Source organism: Psychroserpens damuponensis, assembly GCF_000826655.1.
Lineage (GTDB): Bacteria > Bacteroidota > Bacteroidia > Flavobacteriales > Flavobacteriaceae > Psychroserpens > Psychroserpens damuponensis.
In genome coordinates this window covers 96,156-114,951 of sequence record NZ_JXJO01000023.1, presented here as the reverse complement: position 1 = coordinate 114,951, position 18,796 = coordinate 96,156, and the positions used below count along the sequence as shown (strand labels likewise).

The window sequence follows — 18,796 nt, the reverse complement described above, 5'->3', positions numbered from 1 at the left end:
ATGAGCAACACAAGCGACTCATTATCACAATTAGCGCTCCGAAAATTCAAAAAGAATTTTTGGGGCGTTTTAAGTTTTTGCCTAATTGTAATAATTGGCCTATTATCATTGTTTGCTTATGTGATTGCGCCAGACCATTCTCAAAACGCCAATCAAATGCACTTGTCAATCCATTCTCAACGTCCCGGTTTTGAGGTGCAAATGCTTAGTATTCCTTCGGAAATAGAAAACAATCAAAACTTCGCTTCAAAATTATTATTTGGAACCAAAAGTAGTGATACAGAAATTCCAATATCAAAATATAAAATAGAAAACAATACCTTACTGTATACAGAATACGCTTCAGATGGTTTAGTTGGAGCAGATAAATCTATCAATCTAAACGTTTTTCCTAACGACAATTATAAGCCTTATATTCAAAATAAAACCTTTCTTTTTGGTACAGATAAATACGGAAGAGATTTACTAAGTAGAGTTTTGGTAGGCTCTAGAATTTCTTTTTCTATAGGATTCATTGCTGTTTTTATTTCATTGGTAATTGGTATTTTCTTCGGAAGTATTGCTGGATATTATGGAGGGAAAATTGATGCTTTCATCATGTGGATTATTAATGTGACTTGGTCAATTCCCACGCTTTTATTAGTTATAGCTATTACTTTGGCCTTAGATAAAGGATTTTGGCAAGTATTTATAGCTGTAGGTTTAACCATGTGGGTAGAAGTGGCTAGAGTAGTTCGCGGACAAATAATAAGCGCAAAAGAAATGCAATATGTTACTGCTGCTAAGGCCATGGGTTTCAATGATTATAGAATTATTACTAAACATATTTTGCCAAATATCATGGCGCCAATCATTGTCATTTCTGCAGCTAATTTTGCTGCAGCTATTCTTATAGAAAGTGGCTTGAGTTTTCTTGGTATTGGAGCACAACCACCAATGGCAAGTTGGGGAGCAATGATAAAAGATCATTATAATTATATCATTCTCGGGAAACCTTATTTAGCACTAATTCCAGGAATTTGTATTATGGTCCTAGTTATGTCTTTTATGTTAATTGGAAATGCGTTGAGAGACGCTTTGGATGTGAAGAGTTAAAAAGCCTTTATCCGAAGAAAAAATGTTTTGAAACAATAAAAATGACGATTAAAAAAGTAATCACTAAAAGTGATACAAAGGTGTTTATTAAGGAGTCTTTTAAATAATATTCAATGTCATGTTCTTCTTCAAATATAAACCGTCTAATATATGCTCCTGGATAATGTAAAATACAGCGTAATATCAATTCAAAAATGAATTCCATTATGTTATATGTTTTCAAGTAATTCTTGGCACATGCTATTTTAGATGTAAGTTATTAGTCAGGTTGAACACAGGTGAAACTTTATGAGTTAGACTCAGCCATAGCTTACCTCAATCCTTCAATCTCAGTATTGGTATCACTTATAAATTGTAATACGTCCTCTCGTCCAATAGCTTTTGATGATGACGTGACTAAATAACTAGGCACCTCTTCCCAGGTTTCTAACATCTTATTGCAGTAGTCTTCAACATGTCGCTCAATAGCTTTTGGCTTTAGTTTATCTGCTTTAGTAAATATGATCGAAAACGGAATTTGACTGATACCCAAATACTCCATAAATTCCAAATCAATCTTTTGAGGTTCATGTCTAATATCTACAAGTACAAATGCTGATACTAATTGACGACGTTTTTCAAAATAATTAGTGATGAATTTTTGAAATTTTCGTTTGGCAGTTTTTGATACTTTAGCGTATCCATAACCTGGTAAATCCACTAAAAACCATTCTTTATTAATTAAAAAATGATTAATAAGCTGTGTTTTTCCAGGACGTCCTGAGGTCTTAGCTAAATTTTTATGATTGGTAATCATGTTGATTAGTGAGGACTTACCAACATTACTTCGACCAATAAAAGCATATTCAGGTATCTGGTCTTTCGGGCATTTGTCTACTTCAGAGTTGCTTACAATAAATTCGGCTGTTTTTATGACCATGGTTTTGTGTTTTCCAATTTCCGAAGTAAATACTATTAGAAACTAAAATTAAAATATATTTTGGGAATTAAAGCTTCTTACTTTCAAGCCAAGCATTTAAGATGTCATTAAATTCTTGAGGATGTTCCATCATGGCAGCATGACCACATTTGTCAATCCAAAATAATTCAGAATTTGGCAATAATTCATTAAATTCTTCAGCTACTTCAGGAGGTGTGACATTGTCATTTTTACCCCAAATAATGCAAACAGGTAATGTCATTTTTGGCAAATCTTTTGCCATATTATGACGAATTGCACTCTTTGCAATGGCAAGGGTTTTGATGAGCTTATTTCTGTCATTTACGGTTTCATAAACTTCATCAACTATTTCTTTAGTAGCAACTGCAGGATCGTAAAATACATCTTGTGCTTTTTTCTTTATCACCTCGTAGTCACCACGTTTAGTGTAGCCTCCACCCATGGCGCTTTCGTATAAACCAGAACTACCAGTGATGATGAGTGCTTTAACTTTTTCAGGGTATAATTTGGTGTGATATAGACCAATATGTCCGCCAAGCGAATTTCCGAGTAAAATAACGCTGTCAAATCCCAAGAATTCTATAAAATCATGCAGGTATTTTGCAAAATTTTTAACATTGGTTTTAATAAGTGACATGGTGTAAATAGGCAGTTCAGGGATGATCACCTTATAGCCTTTTTCGCTAAAATAGGTAGTTACAGCATCAAAATTACTCAAACCACCCATTAAACCGTGTAAAACGATTAAAGGTTTGCCTTCTCCAACTTCAATATACCTATAGTCTTTCTCTTTCTTTAAACGGTGTGCCATTAATGGTTAGTCATTTTACTTAAAAACAAATATAGGTAATTCAATTAAAACTCTTACACATTATTTCACTCGTTAAAGTTTAGTATAGGTGAAGATGTTAACAATTGAAATAAGTTGTCCTTTTTTAAAATTAGTTCTCTGATAGTAAGTGTTTACGTGTTTTTATTCGGAAATAGGAACGCTACAAAAACTTGTCAATTATAAATTTATCAACAAATGTGGAGTATAGTGGTAAATAGTGGTAAAATTTTCAATATCTTTGATTCTTAATCGTTATAGTTAGTAAATCAATCATTTTGAACCCTTTAATAGGAACATACGAGTGTAAAGTTGATGCCAAAGGAAGGCTCATGTTACCTGCTGCCATAAAAAAGCAGTTGCTTCCTGTGTTGCAAAATGGTTTTGTGCTTAAACGTGCGGTTTTTCAACCTTGTTTGGAATTATATCCTATGACAGAGTGGGAAGTTTTGATGCAAAAGGTGAATAAGCTTAATCGCTTCAAAAAGAAAAATAATGATTTCATTCGTCGTTTTACGGCTGGTTTAAAGCAGGTTGAGGTTGATTCGGCAGGACGATTGTTAATTCCTAAAGATTTAGTTGCTTTTTCAGGAATTACCAAAGACATCGTAGTGTCGTCTGCAATCAACATTATTGAAATTTGGGATAAAGATAAATATGAAAAAGCTATTGATGACGCAACTGGAGACTTTGCCGATTTAGCTGAAGAAGTAATGGGACAAGACGATGAAGATGGAATATCATAACCCTGTATTGCTTAAAGAAACTGTTGATGGTTTAGATATTAAACCTGACGGTGTTTACGTTGATGTCACCTTTGGAGGTGGTGGTCATAGTAAGGAGATATTAAAGCATTTAGGACCTAACGGAAAGTTATTCGCTTTTGATCAAGATAAGGATGCGCTTTTAAATGCAATTGATGATGGCCGTTTTACATTAATAAATGAAAACTTTAGGTATGCAAAGCGTTTTTTAAGATTTCATGGTGTAAAGCAAGTTGATGGTATTTTGGCAGATTTTGGTGTGTCATCACATCAATTTGATGTTGCCGAACGTGGTTTTTCTACGCGTTTTGAAGCAGATTTAGATATGAGAATGAATCAGGATGATGCATTGTCAGCTTATCATGTGATTAATGATTATGATGAGGAACAAATTAGGCAAGTGTTGTTTCAGTATGGAGAATTGCGACAAGCGCCAGCAATGGCAAGTGCAATTGTGATGGCAAGAAAAGATAACGAGATAAAAACAAGCGAGCAATTGAAGTTAGCGCTTAAAAAGTTTTTAAATCATCAAAGAGAAAACAAGGTCTTGGCTCAAATTTATCAAGCCATTCGTATTGAAGTGAATCAAGAAATTGAAGCCTTAAAAGAGTTTTTGGAGCAAACGCCAGAAATTTTAGTAAAAGGAGGACGATTAAGTTTGATTTCGTATCACTCGTTAGAAGATAGATTAGTTAAGCGATTTATTAGAAATGGTCTATTTGAAGGAGAGCCAGAGCGTGATGTATTTGGAAATTTTGAAGTACCACTAAAAAAAGTTGGCGGATTAATAATTCCAACAAAAGAAGAAATAAAAATAAATAACAGAGCAAGAAGTGCAAAGCTTCGTATTGCTGAGAAGTTATGAAAAAGAACATTTACAGCATATTAAGAGGTAAATTTTTAGTGAGTGATGATTCGTTCAAAAATTGGAGGATTATCATTTTCATTTCGGTATTAGCAATCATAATGATTGCAAGTTCGCATAGTGCAGATCAAAAGGTCTATGAAATTGCGCGATTAAAAAACGAAGCTAAAGATTTAAGATCTCAATTTGTAGATGGACGAGGCACTTTGATGAGGCTAAAAAAAGCATCTCAAATTGAAATTGAAATGAAAAAGAAAGGATTGCTAATTTCAGAAAATCCACCAATAAAAATAAAAGTAAAAACACAGAATTGATAACGTGGCAATAACCGAAACTAACATATTAAACAGATTGTATTTCGTGGCTGGCAGTATGTTTGTCTTCGCGCTTGCTGTGGTATTTAAGTTATGCACAATTCAGTTTGTGCAAGGTGAGGCGTATATCGCAATGGCAGAAGAACGTAACATTCAAGATATGGATATTCCTGCAAATAGAGGTAACGTGTATTCGTCTGATGGAAGTTTATTAGCAACTTCAATCCCAAAGTATGATATTAGAATTGATGCTATTCAGCCTAAAAACGATGTGTTTAATGCGCTTGTCAAGCCTTTGTCAGATTCACTTTCTAAGTTTTCTGGTAAGCCATCCAGTTATTATTTAAAAAGAATTAAAAAAGCAAGGTTAGATAGAAATCGCTATTTCCTCCTAGCGCGCAATATTAGCTATTCAGAATACATTAGACTGCGAAACTTTCCTATGCTAAATCTTGGCGCAATCAAAGGCGGACTTATAGTGACTCAAGAAGAAAAGCGTGATCACCCAATGGGTGGTATTGCTGAGCGTACCATTGGTTATGAAAAGATTGATGACGACGGAAATGTAACCAGACCAGGAATTGACGGCTATTTCGGTAAAAAATATCTACGTGGCAAAAATGGGAAACGACTCATGCAGAAAATAGGCAGCGGTAAGTGGAAACCAATCGTTGATTATGATCAAGTAGAGCCTCAAGATGGCTATGATATTTACACGACGATAGATGTTAATATTCAGGATATCGCACATTATTCGCTTTTAGGGCAGTTAGAAACTTATGAAGCAGATCATGGTTGTGCCGTTGTTATGGATGTAAAAACTGGTGAAATTAAAGCTATTTCAAATCTAGGTAGGAGTACAAAAGGAAACTATTATGAGCGTCTTAATTATGCTGTAGGAGAAAGTCATGAACCTGGATCTACATTTAAAGTCATGGCTTTAATGGCAGCTTTAGAAGATAGAGTTATTGATACATCTACTATTGTTGATACTAAAAAGGGAAGTAAGCGTTTTTATCGCAGAACAATAACCGATTCTCGTGGTTATGGTAAAATTTCAGCAGCAAGAGCTTTAGAGGTGTCATCTAATATTGGTATGGCGACAATTGTTGATGATCACTATTCAGAGCAGCCTAGAAAATTTCTCAACCGTCTCAAAAGTTGGAAACTTCATGATACTCTTGGAGTGTCATTAATTGGTGAAGGAAAACCTATTATTCCAGAACCAGGAGATGCTATTTGGAGTAAAAATGCATTACCGTCAATGGCTTATGGGTATAATTTGCAAATGACACCATTGCAAATTTTAACATTTTACAATGCTATTGCTAACAATGGTGAAATGGTGAGGCCACGATTTATAAATGCAGTAAAAGAATTTGATAGAGAAATAGAAACTTTTGATAAAGAGGTGATCAGTCAAAAAATATGTTCAGATAAAACATTGGCCGAAATCAAAGAGATATTAAAAAATGTAGTGGTTAGAGGAACTGGAAGAAGAATGTATTCTGAAAATTTTTCAATGGCAGGAAAAACTGGAACAGCAAGAACAGATTATAATGATTACGAAGCGTGGAGAAAAGATAGAAAGTACGTGTCGTCTTTTGCAGGTTATTTTCCAGCAGATAACCCAAAATATTCATGTATCGTAGTAATACACAAACCGAGTACAAAAATAGGTATTTATGGAGCAGATGTTTCTGGTCCTGTATTTAAAAGAATAGCTCAAAAAATTTATACCGAAACACCTTTGGTAGACGCTTTAGAGTCTTTAGAGGTTGTAGATAAAAAAACTGATGCAGATTACCACATGTTTTATGAAACGGCTCAAACCTATAAAACCATAATGCCAAGTGTAATTGGCTTACCTGCTATGGATGCCTTAGCATTATTAGAGAACATGGGACTCAAAGTAAAAATGGAAGGTGCTGGGACTATAACGTCGCAATCTGTGAATAAAGGTATTAAAGTAAAACAAAATCAAACCATTGTTTTAAGAACATCGTGATACAATTAAAAGACATATTATATAAGGTTACTATAAATGCAGTCGTGGGTAGCACGAGTGTGGCTATTAATGACATGTATTTTGATTCTCGTCAGGTATCAAACGGTGATGTTTTTGTTGCTATTAAAGGATCAACTGTTGATGGTCATCAATTTATTGATGCTGTAATTGAGCAAGGTGCAATTGCTATTGTATGTGAGGTTTTACCAAGTCATTTAGTAGATGGTGTTACGTATATAGAGGTTGAAGATGCAAATGTAGCATTAGCATATATGGCTTCTAATTTCTTCGGAAACCCTTCGGAAAATCTACGCTTGGTTGGTGTTACAGGAACTAACGGAAAGACAACCATTGCATCGCTTTTATATCAGTTGTTTAAAAATGCAGGCTATAAAGTTGGATTGTTGTCAACAGTTAAAATTATGGTTGATACTACTGAATATAAGGCGACACATACTACTCCAGATTCGTTAACGATCAATTCGTATTTAAAATTAATGAATGATGCTGGTGTTGAGTTTTGTTTCATGGAAGTGAGTTCTCATGGTATTCACCAAAAACGTACCGATGGTTTGCATTTTGAAGGTGGTATTTTTACCAATCTTTCACACGATCACTTAGATTATCACGACACATTTGCAGAGTATAGAGATGTGAAAAAAAGATTTTTCGATAATTTGCCTAAAACGGCATTTGCATTAGTAAATATTGATGATAAAAATGGTTTAATCATGCTACAAAATACTAAGGCTAAAACCTATACCTATGCTTTAAAAACATATGCAGATTATAAAGCGCAGGTTTTAGAAAATGAATTTAGTGGCTTGCTTTTAAAGTTGAACGATGTCGAATTATGGACAAAACTCATAGGTGATTTTAATGCCTATAATATTACGGCAATTTATGGTGTAGCTGAATTGTTAGGACTTGAAAAAGTTGAGATTTTACGCTTAATAAGTGAACTAGAAAGTGTAAGTGGTCGCTTTCAGTATCTCATTTCCGAAGAAAAAATCACAGCAATTGTAGATTATGCACATACGCCAGATGCCTTAAAAAATGTGTTAGAAACAATTAATAGTATTCGCACAAATAACGAACAACTTATTACAGTTGTGGGTTGTGGAGGAGATCGCGATACATCAAAGCGTCCTAAAATGGGACATATCGCTTCGGCTTTAAGTACTAAAGTCATTTTTACTAGCGATAATCCAAGAAGTGAAGTTCCAGAAACTATTATAGAGGCTATTGAAAAAGGAGTTGAGCCTCAAAATTTTAAAAAAACAATGTCTATTGTAGATAGAAAACAAGCTATAAAAACGGCATGTCAATTAGCAAGCCCTAAAGATATCATCCTAATAGCAGGAAAAGGTCATGAAACGTATCAAGAAATTAAAGGAGAACGCTTTGATTTTGATGATTTCAAAACAGTACAAGAATTTTTAAAACAATTACAGAAATAAGCAATCAATGTTATATTATTTATTTGAATATTTAGAACAGCAGTTTCAGTTTCCTGGAGCATCTCTTTTTGGGTTTTTAACCTTTAGAGCTGCTGTAGCTATTATTCTGTCTTTGTTAATTTCTACAATTTTTGGAAAACGTATTATTCGCTTTCTTCAAAAGCAGCAGGTAGGAGAAACTATTCGTGATCTTGGTCTAGAAGGTCAGGTAGAAAAGGCTGGTACGCCAACAATGGGTGGCATTATTATTATTTTGGCAACGTTAATTCCTGTTTTATTATTAGCTAAGCTCGAAAATATTTACATCATTCTTTTGTTAGTGACGACGGTCTGGATGGGAGTTATTGGTTTTATAGATGATTATATTAAGAAATTTAAAAACAATAAAGAGGGATTAAAAGGGCGTTTTAAAGTGCTAGGTCAGGTTGGTTTAGGTGTTATCGTTGGAGCAACTATGTATTTTCATGAAGATGTTACTATGAAAGAAAAGTTGCCTCAAGAGCAACAAAATGTGCTTTTAGCTGAGAATCCAAATATTTCACCTTCTCAATTGTTTGAAGAAGAGGCTAAGTCTACAAAGACCACAATTCCGTTTATGAAAAGTAATGAGTTTGATTATGCAGATTTAATTACTTGGATTAGCCCAGATTTGTCAAAATATGCTTGGATCATCTTTATACTTGCCTCCATATTTATCATTACAGCTGTGTCAAATGGTGCAAATTTAACCGATGGAATAGATGGTTTAGCGGCTGGGACTTCTGCGATAATTGTGCTCACTTTAGGCATATTTGCTTGGGTTTCGGGTAATATTATTTTCTCAGATTACTTAGATATAATGTACATCCCTAGAGTTGAAGAAATCACGATTTATATAGCTGCTTTTGTAGGTGCGCTAATTGGGTTTTTATGGTACAATACATATCCAGCTCAAGTATTTATGGGTGATACAGGTAGTTTAACTATTGGAGGAATTATAGCGGTTATTGCTATTGCTGTTCGAAAAGAGTGGTTGATTCCTGTGTTGTGTGGTGTCTTCTTAGCCGAAAATTTATCGGTGATGATGCAGGTGAGTTATTTCAAATACACAAGAAAGAAATATGGCGAAGGTCGACGCATTTTTAAAATGTCGCCCTTACATCATCATTATCAAAAATCTGGATACCACGAAAGTAAAATAGTTACACGATTTTGGATTGTAGGTATCCTGTTAGCTATTATTTCAATAGTGACATTAAAGATTAGGTAAAACTTGTCATACCGTATGTGATGCGGAATCCATATCAATAAAATTAGATTCTGCTTGGTAGCGTATAATAAAAAAAATGAAAAGACAAAGATTAGTCATACTAGGAGGAGGAGAAAGTGGAGTTGGAACAGCGCTTTTAGGAAGGGCTAAAGGTTATGATGTTTTTGTTTCAGATAAAGGAATAATAAAAGAAAAGTATAAAGAAGTTCTTAAACATAATGAGATTGAATTTGAGGATGGCGAGCATTCCGAAGAAAAAATTCTGAACGCAGATATTATCATGAAAAGCCCAGGAATTCCTGATAAAGTTGATCTAGTACAAAAAATTAGAGCAACAGGAATTACGGTGGTTTCTGAGATTGAATTTGCTTCAAAATTTACCAATGCAACGCTTGTTGGAATAACCGGAAGTAACGGGAAAACAACAACAGCAACGCTAACACATCACTTACTAAAACAGGATTTAAACGTTGGTTTAGCAGGTAATATTGGAGATAGTTTTGCTAAGCAAATATTAGAGCATGATTATGAAAATTATGTGTTAGAGATAAGTAGTTTTCAATTGGATGATATTATTGATTTTAAGCCGCATATAGCGGTTTTAACCAATTTGTCACCAGATCATTTAGATCGATATGATTATCAGTATGAGAATTATATCGCCTCAAAATTTAGGATTGCAGAACATCAAACTAAAGATGATTATTTCATTTACGATGGAGATGATGACGTCATTTTAGATTGGTTAGACAAGCATCCTGTTCAATCCACATTATTACCATTTTCATTGATGAAAACCATTGAAAATGGAGCGTGCTTAGATAAAGAGAATATAAAAATAACAATAGATAACAACCAGATAATTATGCCGACAAAAAATTTAACATTAGAAGGAAAACATAACATTAAAAATGCAATGGCTGCTTCTACCGTAGCGCATTTGTTAAAAATTAGAAAACAAACAATTCGTGAGAGTTTAGAAAACTTTCAAGGGGTAGAGCATCGTCTAGAAAATGTACTTAAAATTAATAAAGTACAATATATCAATGACTCTAAGGCAACTAATGTAAATGCCACTTATTTTGCTTTAGAAAGCATGGATGCTCCAACTGTTTGGATTGTTGGTGGTGTAGATAAAGGAAATAATTATAAAGAGTTGTTTCAATTTGTTAATGAGAAGGTGAAGGCTATTATTTGTTTAGGTGTAGATAACCAAAAATTGATGGAGAATTTTGGCGGTATGGTAGATGTTATTATAGAAACTCAATTTATGAGTGAAGCGGTTAAAATAGCTTATAAAGTTGCTGAGGCTGGAGATAATGTATTGTTGTCGCCAGCATGCGCTAGTTTTGATTTGTTTGAAAACTATGAAGATAGAGGCCGTCAATTTAAGGACGCAGTAAGAAATTTGTAAAAAGTGCGGTTGGCATGTAAAAGGAGCTGCGACTCAACGTTTTATTTAAATGATAACATTAAGAGGTTTTGAGTCATACCACTATTAAAATGATAAAAAACTAAAATATATTAGGGGAAAACAGTGCAAACACTATTTAATAACATAAAAGGCGATCGATTAATTTGGGCAATTGCTGCATTATTAGCAATTTTCTCATTTCTTCCTGTGTATAGTGCTGCGAGTAATTTGGCTTATGTTGGAGGTGCTGGCAACACCTTTGGTTTTTTTGTAAAACATTTAATGCATCTCTTTTTAGGGTTTGCGATTATGTATGGCGTTCATAAAATTCCGTATCGTTATTTTCGAGGATTGTCAATGGTGATGATTCCTATAGTTATTGTCTTATTGGTTGTGACAATGCTGCAAGGAACTACAATTGATGGTGCTAATGCGAGCCGATGGATTCAAATTCCATTTGTGGGTATGTCATTTCAAACGTCAACATTGGCTGCTGTGGTGTTAATGGTTTACGTTGCCCGATATTTATCTAAAATTCAAGATAAAAAAGTGACTTTTACAGAAACGTTATTGCCATTATGGGCTCCTGTATTTTTTGTGCTAATTTTAATTTTGCCAGCTAATTTTTCGACGACGGCTATTATATTTTTAATGGTCATGATGTTAACTTTTATAGGAGGATATCCTATTAAATACCTTGCTATCATTATAGGCGGTGGGATTTTGGCTTTGTCACTTTTTGTGTTGATTGCTAAAGCATTTCCAGATGTTATGCCAAACCGAGTTGACACTTGGACCAGTCGAATTGAAAATTTTGCTAATGGAGAAGATACCGAAGCAGATTATCAAATAGAAAACGCAAAAATAGCAATAGCATCAGGCGGAATACAAGGTAAAGGCCCTGGAAAAAGCACTCAAAAAAATGTGTTGCCTCAATCCTCATCAGATTTTATTTTTGCCATTATTATAGAAGAATACGGTTTACTTGGCGGCTTATTTTTACTGTTATTATATTCTTGGTTGTTATTTAGAATCGTAATTGTATCGCAAAAGTCGGATACAGTCTTCGGAAAATTGCTTGTTTTAGGAGTTGGCTTACCCATTATTTTTCAGGCTTTGATAAACATGGCTGTAGCTGTAGAGTTGTTTCCTGTAACTGGTCAAACCTTGCCGCTTATTAGTAGTGGCGGAACATCAATTTGGATGACGTGTTTAGCAATAGGAATAGTACTAAGCGTTAGTGCTAAGCGAGAGCAAATAAAAGGACAAGAAGTTAGTGAAGATAATCCATTAGAAATTTTAAGCGAAACCATTTAATGAGTTACTATAAAATTATATTATCAGGCGGAGGAACAGGAGGTCATATTTATCCTGCAATCGCTATTGCCGACGAATTAAAATCTCGTTTTCCAGATGCTCAGTTTTTATTCGTTGGAGCCTCAGATCGTATGGAAATGGAAAAAGTGCCACAAGCTGGTTATGAAATTAAGGGGCTTTGGATTTCTGGAATACAGAGAAAACTGACGTTAAAAAACCTTGCGTTTCCCATTAAACTTATGTCGAGTTTATTAAAATCTAGAAAAATCATTAATCAGTTTCAACCAGATGTGGTTATTGGAACAGGTGGTTTTGCAAGTGGTCCATTATTAAAATCGGCAACCTCTAAAGGGATTCCTAGCTTAATTCAAGAACAAAATTCTTATCCAGGAATTACGAATAAGTTGCTCGCTAAACAGGTTGATAAAATTTGTGTGGCTTATGAAGGGTTAGAAAAATTCTTTCCGAAGGAAAAAATCATTTTAACGGGTAATCCCATTCGAAAAGATTTATTAGATATAGAACGTAAACATATTGAGGGTAAGGATGCTTTTAATTTAATTCATAGCAAGCACACACTTTTGGTTTTAGGCGGTAGTTTAGGGGCAAGACGTGTTAACCGGTTAATTGAAAAGCAGTTAACGTATTTTCAAACTCAAAATATTCAAGTGATATGGCAATGTGGCAAATTATATTATCAACAGTACAAGCAATATAATAGCTTAGAAAACGTACAAGTGCACGCGTTTTTAAATGAAATGGATATGGCTTATGCTGCAGCAGATGTTATTATTTCTAGGGCTGGAGCAAGTTCGGTTTCAGAGCTTTGTGTCGTTGGTAAGCCTGTGATATTTATACCATCACCCAATGTAGCCGAAGATCATCAAACCAAGAATGCTAAGGCTATTGCAGATAAAAAGGCAGCTATTTTGCTTAAAGAAAGTGACTTAGATGCAAAGTTTGAACAGGAGTTTGATGTGTTAATGTCTTCTTCGGAAATGAGAAAGGAATTAAGTCTAAATATAAAGCAACTAGCATTAGTAAATGCGACAAGTGATATTGCTAACGAAGTAGAAAAATTATTAAACAGTAAATGAAATTAGAGCAAGCACATAGCGTTTATTTTGTAGGTATTGGAGGCATTGGTATGTCTGCATTAGCGCGCTTTTTTGTGGCTAAAGGATTAATGGTTGGTGGTTATGATAAAACCAAATCTGATATTACAGATGCGCTTGAAAATTTAGGAGTCTCTATACATTTTGAAGATGATGTTAGCCAAATTGATGCTGCATTTTTAGATGTAAATACAACACAAATTATTTATACGCCTGCCATATCAAAAGCTCATACTGAGTTACATTATTTTATGACCAATGGGTTTCATGTTATGAAGCGTTCTCAAGTTTTAGGTGAAATTACGAGACAAACGTTTTGTTTAGCTGTTGCTGGTACCCACGGAAAAACAACAACAACAAGTATTTTAGGTCATTTATTGAATACTTGTAATGTTGAAGTAACTGCTTTTCTTGGAGGAATAAGCGAGAATTATAATTCTAATTTAATCCTCAACGGAACAGAGGTGTCTGTGGTAGAAGCCGATGAGTTTGATCGTTCATTTTTAACCCTCTCACCAGATTTTGCTTGTATCACGTCAATGGATGCAGATCATTTAGATATTTATGGTGATGCATCAGAACTTGTGAAATCGTTTGAAGATTTTTCAAAAAAAATAAAACCCAACGGGAAGCTATTTGTTAAAAACGGATTGCCAATTAAAGGAATTACCTATGGTATTGAAGACGATAGTGATTATTCCGTAGAAAATATAAACATAGTAAATGGTAGCTATGAGTTTGATGTTAAAACGCCAACTACATTACTAAAAAATTTCAAATTTAACCTACCTGGACGACATAACCTGTCGAATGCATTAATAGCCTTGGCGATGTCTGTAGAATATGGTCTCCCTCAGCCGCAGCTCGCCAAAGCTCTAGCATCGTACAAAGGTGTGAAACGAAGATTTACCTATCAAATAAAAACAGATAATCTAGTGTATATCGATGATTATGCGCATCATCCAGAAGAAATTAATGCAGTACATCAGGCTGTGAGAGAAATGTATCCTGATGCAAAAGTATTGGTGATATTTCAGCCGCATTTATACACGAGAACTCGAGATTTTATTGATGAATTTGCTAAGAGTTTGTCTCAGTTTGATGACATTTTATTGTTAGATATTTATCCTGCTAGAGAATTACCCATAGAAGGTGTAACGTCCCAATGGTTGTTAGATAAAATTGAACATAAAAACAAAAAATTAGTTCAAAAAACAGAATTGGTTAACGAAATAAAAAATAGTGATGCTCCTGTTGTTTTAACCATAGGAGCTGGAGATATTGGAGAAGAGGTGAAGCATATAAAAAAAGCACTGAGTTATGCGAATTAATTATGACTACATAAAAGTTGTATTACTACTAGTGTTAGTTGTATTTTTGTATGCGTTTTCGTCAATAAGAAATGCATCAAGAATAGTTGAAACTCCCGAAATAAAATTTGTGGATGATGATATTCTTTTTGTGACTCATGAGACTGTTAGTAAATTGTTAATACAAAATCAAGAGAGTGTTGCAAATAAGCCTAAAGAAATTATAGATTTGAATCGATTGGAATCTGCCCTAAACTCCAATCCTATGATTAAGCAAGCGCAAGTGTTTATGACTGTTGACGGAATAATCACTGCTGAAATTGAACAAAAAAAACCTATTGCTCGAGTGAGCACAAATGCGTCGTACTACATTGATGAAACAGGTTCGTATATGCCGTTATCAACAAATCGTACTGCACGCGTGCCTCTAATTACAGGTTTTGTTGAGAAAAATGATCTAGCAAATGTATATGCTATTGCTAAAAAAATACAAAGTGACGACTTTTTGCTGAAGCACGTAGTTGTGATTCATCAAAACGAAGACAAAACAGTTGATTTGAAATTTAGAAATCATGATTTTAATATTCATTTAGGAGCATTAACATTGTTAGATAAAAAAATTAATAATCTAAAAGCGTTCTATAAGAAGGCAATGAAAGATGATTCGCTAGGAAATTATAAGCTAGTGAATTTAAAGTTTGATAAGCAAGTGATTTGCACCAAAAAGTAAGCAGATGGAGAATAATAAAATTTCAGTAGGATTAGATATCGGAACCACAAAAATTGTGGCTATGATTGGTCGTAAAAATGAATATGGCAAAGCCGAAATTTTAGGTATAGGAAAATCTAAGAGTTTGGGTGTGCATAGAGGTGTCGTAAATAATATTACACAAACGATTCAATCCATTCAACAAGCTGTTCAAGAAGCCGAAGCCGAAGCGAGTCTCAAAATAGAAGATGTTACTGTTGGTATTGCAGGACAGCATATAAGAAGTTTACAACACAGTGATTATATTACTCGAGCAAACTCTGAAGTTGTAATCGATGAAGAGGATATTGATCGTTTAATCAATCAAGTGCATAAATTGGTGATGCTTCCTGGAGAGGAAATAATTCATGTGTTACCGCAAGAATATAAAATTGATGGCCAAGCAGAAATTAAAGAGCCAATTGGGATGTATGGTGGACGGTTAGAAGCCAATTTCCATGTGGTTGTTGGGCAAGTATCGTCTATTAGAAATATTGGTCGTTGCGTAAAAAGTTCTGGTTTAGAATTAGAAGGCATTACATTAGAACCCTTAGCATCTGCAAACGCAGTGTTAAGTCAAGAAGAAAAAGAAGCTGGAGTTGCTTTAATTGATATAGGAGGTGGTACCACAGATTTAGCAGTGTTTAAAGATGGGATTATTCGTCATACTGCAGTAATTCCATTTGGAGGTAATGTGGTTACAGAAGATATTAAAGAAGGTTGCTCAATCATTGAAAAGCAAGCTGAATTATTAAAAATAAAATTTGGTTCGGCATGGCCAGGAGAAAATAAAGATAACGAGATTGTTTCTATTCCTGGATTACGTGGTAGAGAACCTAAAGAGATCACATTAAAAAATCTCTCAAAAATTATACACGCTCGTGTTGTAGAAATTATAGAGCAAGTATATGTAGAGATTAAAAATTATGGTCACGAAGAGCAAAAGAAAAAACTAATTGCAGGTATTGTTTTAACAGGTGGAGGTGCTCAATTAAAGCATTTAAAACAATTGGTTGAATATATCACAGGAATGGATACCAGAATAGGTTATCCAAACGAGCATTTAGCAGGTGGTAGTGATGACGATATTGCAAGTCCGTTATTTGCAACAGCTGTTGGATTAGTAATGGATGGTTTAAAACGACAAGAGCGTAAACGTATCGAAAAAGAAGTTGAAGAGATGTCTAATGTGGCAGTTGATGTTTCCGAAGAAAATACAATAGAAGAAGACGTAGAAGAGATTGTTGAAGCTCCTAAAAAAGAGCGTAAATCTTTTCTAGATAAGTTAACAGAGCGCGTTAAAGATTTTTTAGATAACGCAGAATAAAATAGTACATACAGCTTTGAATGGGTAGGACTTTCGAGGGTGTTTGGGGAATAAAGTTTAAATAGAATAAAAGTAGGTTTATGAGCAACAACAATGAATTAGGCAACATTGCATTTGATTTACCAAAAAACCAATCAAACGTCATTAAGGTGATTGGTGTTGGTGGAGGTGGAAGCAACGCAATTAATCACATGTTTTTACAAGGGATTAATGGTGTTGATTTCGTGATATGTAATACAGATGCCCAAGCACTACAAAATAGTGGTGTTCCGAACAAAATACAATTAGGAGTTAATTTAACCGAAGGTTTAGGAGCAGGAGCAAATCCAGATGTAGGAGAGCAAGCGGCTGTAGAGAGTATAGAGGATTTACGTCGTATGTTAGGTTCAAATACCAAAATGGTTTTTATCACTGCAGGTATGGGTGGAGGAACAGGGACAGGAGCTGCGCCAATTATTGCTAAACTAGCTAAAGAGTTAGATATTTTAACTGTAGGTATTGTAACGCTACCCTTTCAGTTTGAAGGTAAAACAAGAAACGAACAAGCGGCTAAAGGTATTGATACACTCAGAGCTCATGTAGACTCATTAGTGGTTATTAATAATAATAAATTACGTGAAGTTTATGGAAATCTAGGTTTTAAAGCAGGTTTTTCAAAAGCAGATGAGGTTTTAGCTACAGCATCTCGAGGAATTGCTGAAGTTATTACACATCACTATACACAAAATATTGATTTACGTGATGCTAAAACAGTATTGAGTAACAGTGGGACAGCCATCATGGGATCGGCTACGGCATCTGGAAAATCTAGAGCGCAAGAGGCGATCATGAAAGCTTTAGATTCACCATTATTAAATGATAATAAAATTACTGGAGCTAAAAACGTATTGTTGCTTATCGTTTCTGGTGCAGAAGAAATTACTATTGATGAAATAGGAGAGATCAATGACCATATTCAAAATGAAGCAGGTCATGGCGCAAATATTATTATGGGTGTTGGTGAAGATGAGTCTTTACAAGAATCCATCTCTGTAACCATTATTGCTACGGGTTTTGATTTAGACCAGCAACATGAAATTTCTAATACAGAACAAAAGAAAGTTGTGCATGCTTTAGAAGACGAAAAAAACGAAGAAGTACATATAAAAGAACCTGATCCAGCAATTATAAGACCAGATATTATTCTTCAAAAAGAAGAGCCAAAAGCACCAGAAGTTGTGATTCATACTTTAATGGATGATGAAGAAGATACAGATACAGTTGTTGGTAATTTTGAAACAAATTTAATTGCCACTACAGATATCATTAGAGATATCAATATTGTGTATGATGAAGTTTTAGATCATAAAATTCAAGAAGAAGAGTTCATTATTACTCCAGTGCAAGAGGCTAAAGAAACTGTTATAGAAGAGGTAGAAGAAGAGCAAATTACACTAACTTTTGATTTGCCACTATCTTATAATGCTTCGGAAGAAGAGGTTGAAGAAAAGCCAGAGACTATCAAAGAAGAGGATACCACATTTTTTACATTAGAAGATGATGTGAAAGACCTAGAAGTTAATGAGCATGTAGAAGTGATACCAGTGCCAGAGGCTAATGATGAAGGCGAGAAGCGTTATACTTTAGATGATTTTTCGACTTACGATTCTGCAATGAATGAGACAAAAACGACAAAGCAGCCAGAAACTGAAGAAGAGATCGTTTTTGAAAAAAAGACTGTAGAGCCAGAAGAAAGCGAATTGCATATAGGAGAAGAAATTGATCCTATGAATAGTCCAATTTCAGACTTGTTAAAAGATAGAGCAGATGAGAGACGACGTAAGATGAAAGATTTCAATTACAAGTTTAATACTGCTAAAATTGACGAAATTGAAAAAGAACCTGCTTATAAAAGGCAAGGTGTGAATTTAGAGAATGCTCAGCATTCATCAGAAACCAACGCTTCTCGAACATCTGTTTCCAGTGATGAAAACGACGATATTCAACTAAGAAGTAACAATTCATTTTTACACGACAACGTAGATTAGTAGCAAATTTAGTT

At 34.4% G+C, this 18,796-nt stretch carries 17 protein-coding genes; 14 read left to right on the top strand and 3 right to left on the bottom strand.

Annotated elements, in window-relative coordinates; all coding sequences use genetic code 11:
* Window positions 1-1,095, top strand: coding sequence for an ABC transporter permease (locus TD29_RS14120; RefSeq protein WP_040281457.1), 1,095 nt, complete (start codon window positions 1-3; stop codon window positions 1,093-1,095).
* A 7-nt stretch (window positions 1,096-1,102) separates the two neighbouring features.
* On the opposite strand, the gene TD29_RS18390 is transcribed toward TD29_RS14120, so the two are convergent.
* The 3 genes from TD29_RS18390 to TD29_RS14110 form a co-directional block, all read right to left on the bottom strand.
* Window positions 1,103-1,300 carry a hypothetical protein gene (locus TD29_RS18390; protein ID WP_152611527.1) on the bottom strand — a complete coding sequence of 66 codons (198 nt, stop codon included), beginning with the start codon at window positions 1,298-1,300 and terminating at the stop codon, window positions 1,103-1,105.
* 105 nt (window positions 1,301-1,405) lie between these two features.
* Window positions 1,406-2,014: a ribosome biogenesis GTP-binding protein YihA/YsxC gene (gene yihA / locus TD29_RS14115; protein WP_040281455.1), complete on the bottom strand. Its 609-nt coding sequence runs from the start codon at window positions 2,012-2,014 to the stop codon at window positions 1,406-1,408.
* 67 nt (window positions 2,015-2,081) lie between these two features.
* The gene (locus tag TD29_RS14110; RefSeq protein ID WP_040281453.1) at window positions 2,082-2,846 is read right to left on the bottom strand and encodes an alpha/beta fold hydrolase; all 765 of its coding nucleotides are present in this window, start codon (window positions 2,844-2,846) and stop codon (window positions 2,082-2,084) included.
* A 296-nt stretch (window positions 2,847-3,142) separates the two neighbouring features.
* On the opposite strand from TD29_RS14110, the gene mraZ reads away from it, so the two are divergent.
* The 13 genes from mraZ (at window position 3,143) to ftsZ (ending at window position 18,782) form a co-directional block, all read left to right on the top strand.
* A complete protein-coding gene (gene mraZ, locus TD29_RS14105; protein WP_040281451.1) occupies window positions 3,143-3,610 on the top strand; it encodes a division/cell wall cluster transcriptional repressor MraZ in 468 nt (155 codons plus the stop codon).
* A complete protein-coding gene (rsmH, locus tag TD29_RS14100) occupies window positions 3,597-4,493 on the top strand; it encodes a 16S rRNA (cytosine(1402)-N(4))-methyltransferase RsmH (RefSeq protein ID WP_040281530.1) in 897 nt (298 codons plus the stop codon). Before mraZ ends, rsmH begins: the two co-directional genes overlap by 14 nt.
* On the top strand, window positions 4,490-4,807 hold the full coding sequence (locus tag TD29_RS14095; protein ID WP_040281450.1) for an FtsL-like putative cell division protein: 318 nt from the start codon (window positions 4,490-4,492) through the stop codon (window positions 4,805-4,807). The genes rsmH and TD29_RS14095 overlap by 4 nt, the downstream gene beginning before the upstream one ends.
* A gap of 58 nt (window positions 4,808-4,865) precedes the next feature.
* Entirely contained in the window at window positions 4,866-6,815 is a 1,950-nt protein-coding gene (locus TD29_RS14090) for a penicillin-binding protein (protein ID WP_052467124.1), read from the top strand.
* Window positions 6,812-8,275: a UDP-N-acetylmuramoyl-L-alanyl-D-glutamate--2,6-diaminopimelate ligase gene (locus TD29_RS14085; RefSeq protein ID WP_152611526.1), complete on the top strand. Its 1,464-nt coding sequence runs from the start codon at window positions 6,812-6,814 to the stop codon at window positions 8,273-8,275. Before TD29_RS14090 ends, TD29_RS14085 begins: the two co-directional genes overlap by 4 nt.
* Window positions 8,276-8,282: 7 nt before the next feature.
* Window positions 8,283-9,524, top strand: a complete 1,242-nt coding sequence (gene mraY, locus TD29_RS14080) for a phospho-N-acetylmuramoyl-pentapeptide-transferase (protein WP_040281447.1) — start codon at window positions 8,283-8,285, stop codon at window positions 9,522-9,524.
* Between the two features lie 76 nt (window positions 9,525-9,600).
* On the top strand, window positions 9,601-10,938 hold the full coding sequence (gene murD / locus TD29_RS14075; RefSeq protein ID WP_040281446.1) for a UDP-N-acetylmuramoyl-L-alanine--D-glutamate ligase: 1,338 nt from the start codon (window positions 9,601-9,603) through the stop codon (window positions 10,936-10,938).
* 123 nt (window positions 10,939-11,061) lie between these two features.
* On the top strand, window positions 11,062-12,255 hold the full coding sequence (locus TD29_RS14070) for an FtsW/RodA/SpoVE family cell cycle protein (RefSeq protein ID WP_040281445.1): 1,194 nt from the start codon (window positions 11,062-11,064) through the stop codon (window positions 12,253-12,255).
* Window positions 12,255-13,352: an undecaprenyldiphospho-muramoylpentapeptide beta-N-acetylglucosaminyltransferase gene (gene murG / locus TD29_RS14065; protein WP_040281444.1), complete on the top strand. Its 1,098-nt coding sequence runs from the start codon at window positions 12,255-12,257 to the stop codon at window positions 13,350-13,352. The genes TD29_RS14070 and murG overlap by 1 nt, the downstream gene beginning before the upstream one ends.
* The gene (gene murC, locus TD29_RS14060; protein WP_040281443.1) at window positions 13,349-14,701 is read left to right on the top strand and encodes a UDP-N-acetylmuramate--L-alanine ligase; all 1,353 of its coding nucleotides are present in this window, start codon (window positions 13,349-13,351) and stop codon (window positions 14,699-14,701) included. Before murG ends, murC begins: the two co-directional genes overlap by 4 nt.
* Complete coding sequence (locus tag TD29_RS14055) at window positions 14,691-15,410, top strand: cell division protein FtsQ/DivIB (RefSeq protein WP_040281442.1); 720 nt, start codon at window positions 14,691-14,693, stop codon at window positions 15,408-15,410. The genes murC and TD29_RS14055 overlap by 11 nt, the downstream gene beginning before the upstream one ends.
* A 4-nt stretch (window positions 15,411-15,414) precedes the next feature.
* Window positions 15,415-16,755, top strand: a complete 1,341-nt coding sequence (gene ftsA / locus TD29_RS14050; RefSeq protein WP_040281440.1) for a cell division protein FtsA — start codon at window positions 15,415-15,417, stop codon at window positions 16,753-16,755.
* A gap of 80 nt (window positions 16,756-16,835) precedes the next feature.
* Window positions 16,836-18,782, top strand: coding sequence for a cell division protein FtsZ (gene ftsZ / locus TD29_RS14045; protein WP_040281438.1), 1,947 nt, complete (start codon window positions 16,836-16,838; stop codon window positions 18,780-18,782).
* Window positions 18,783-18,796 lie beyond the last annotated feature (14 nt).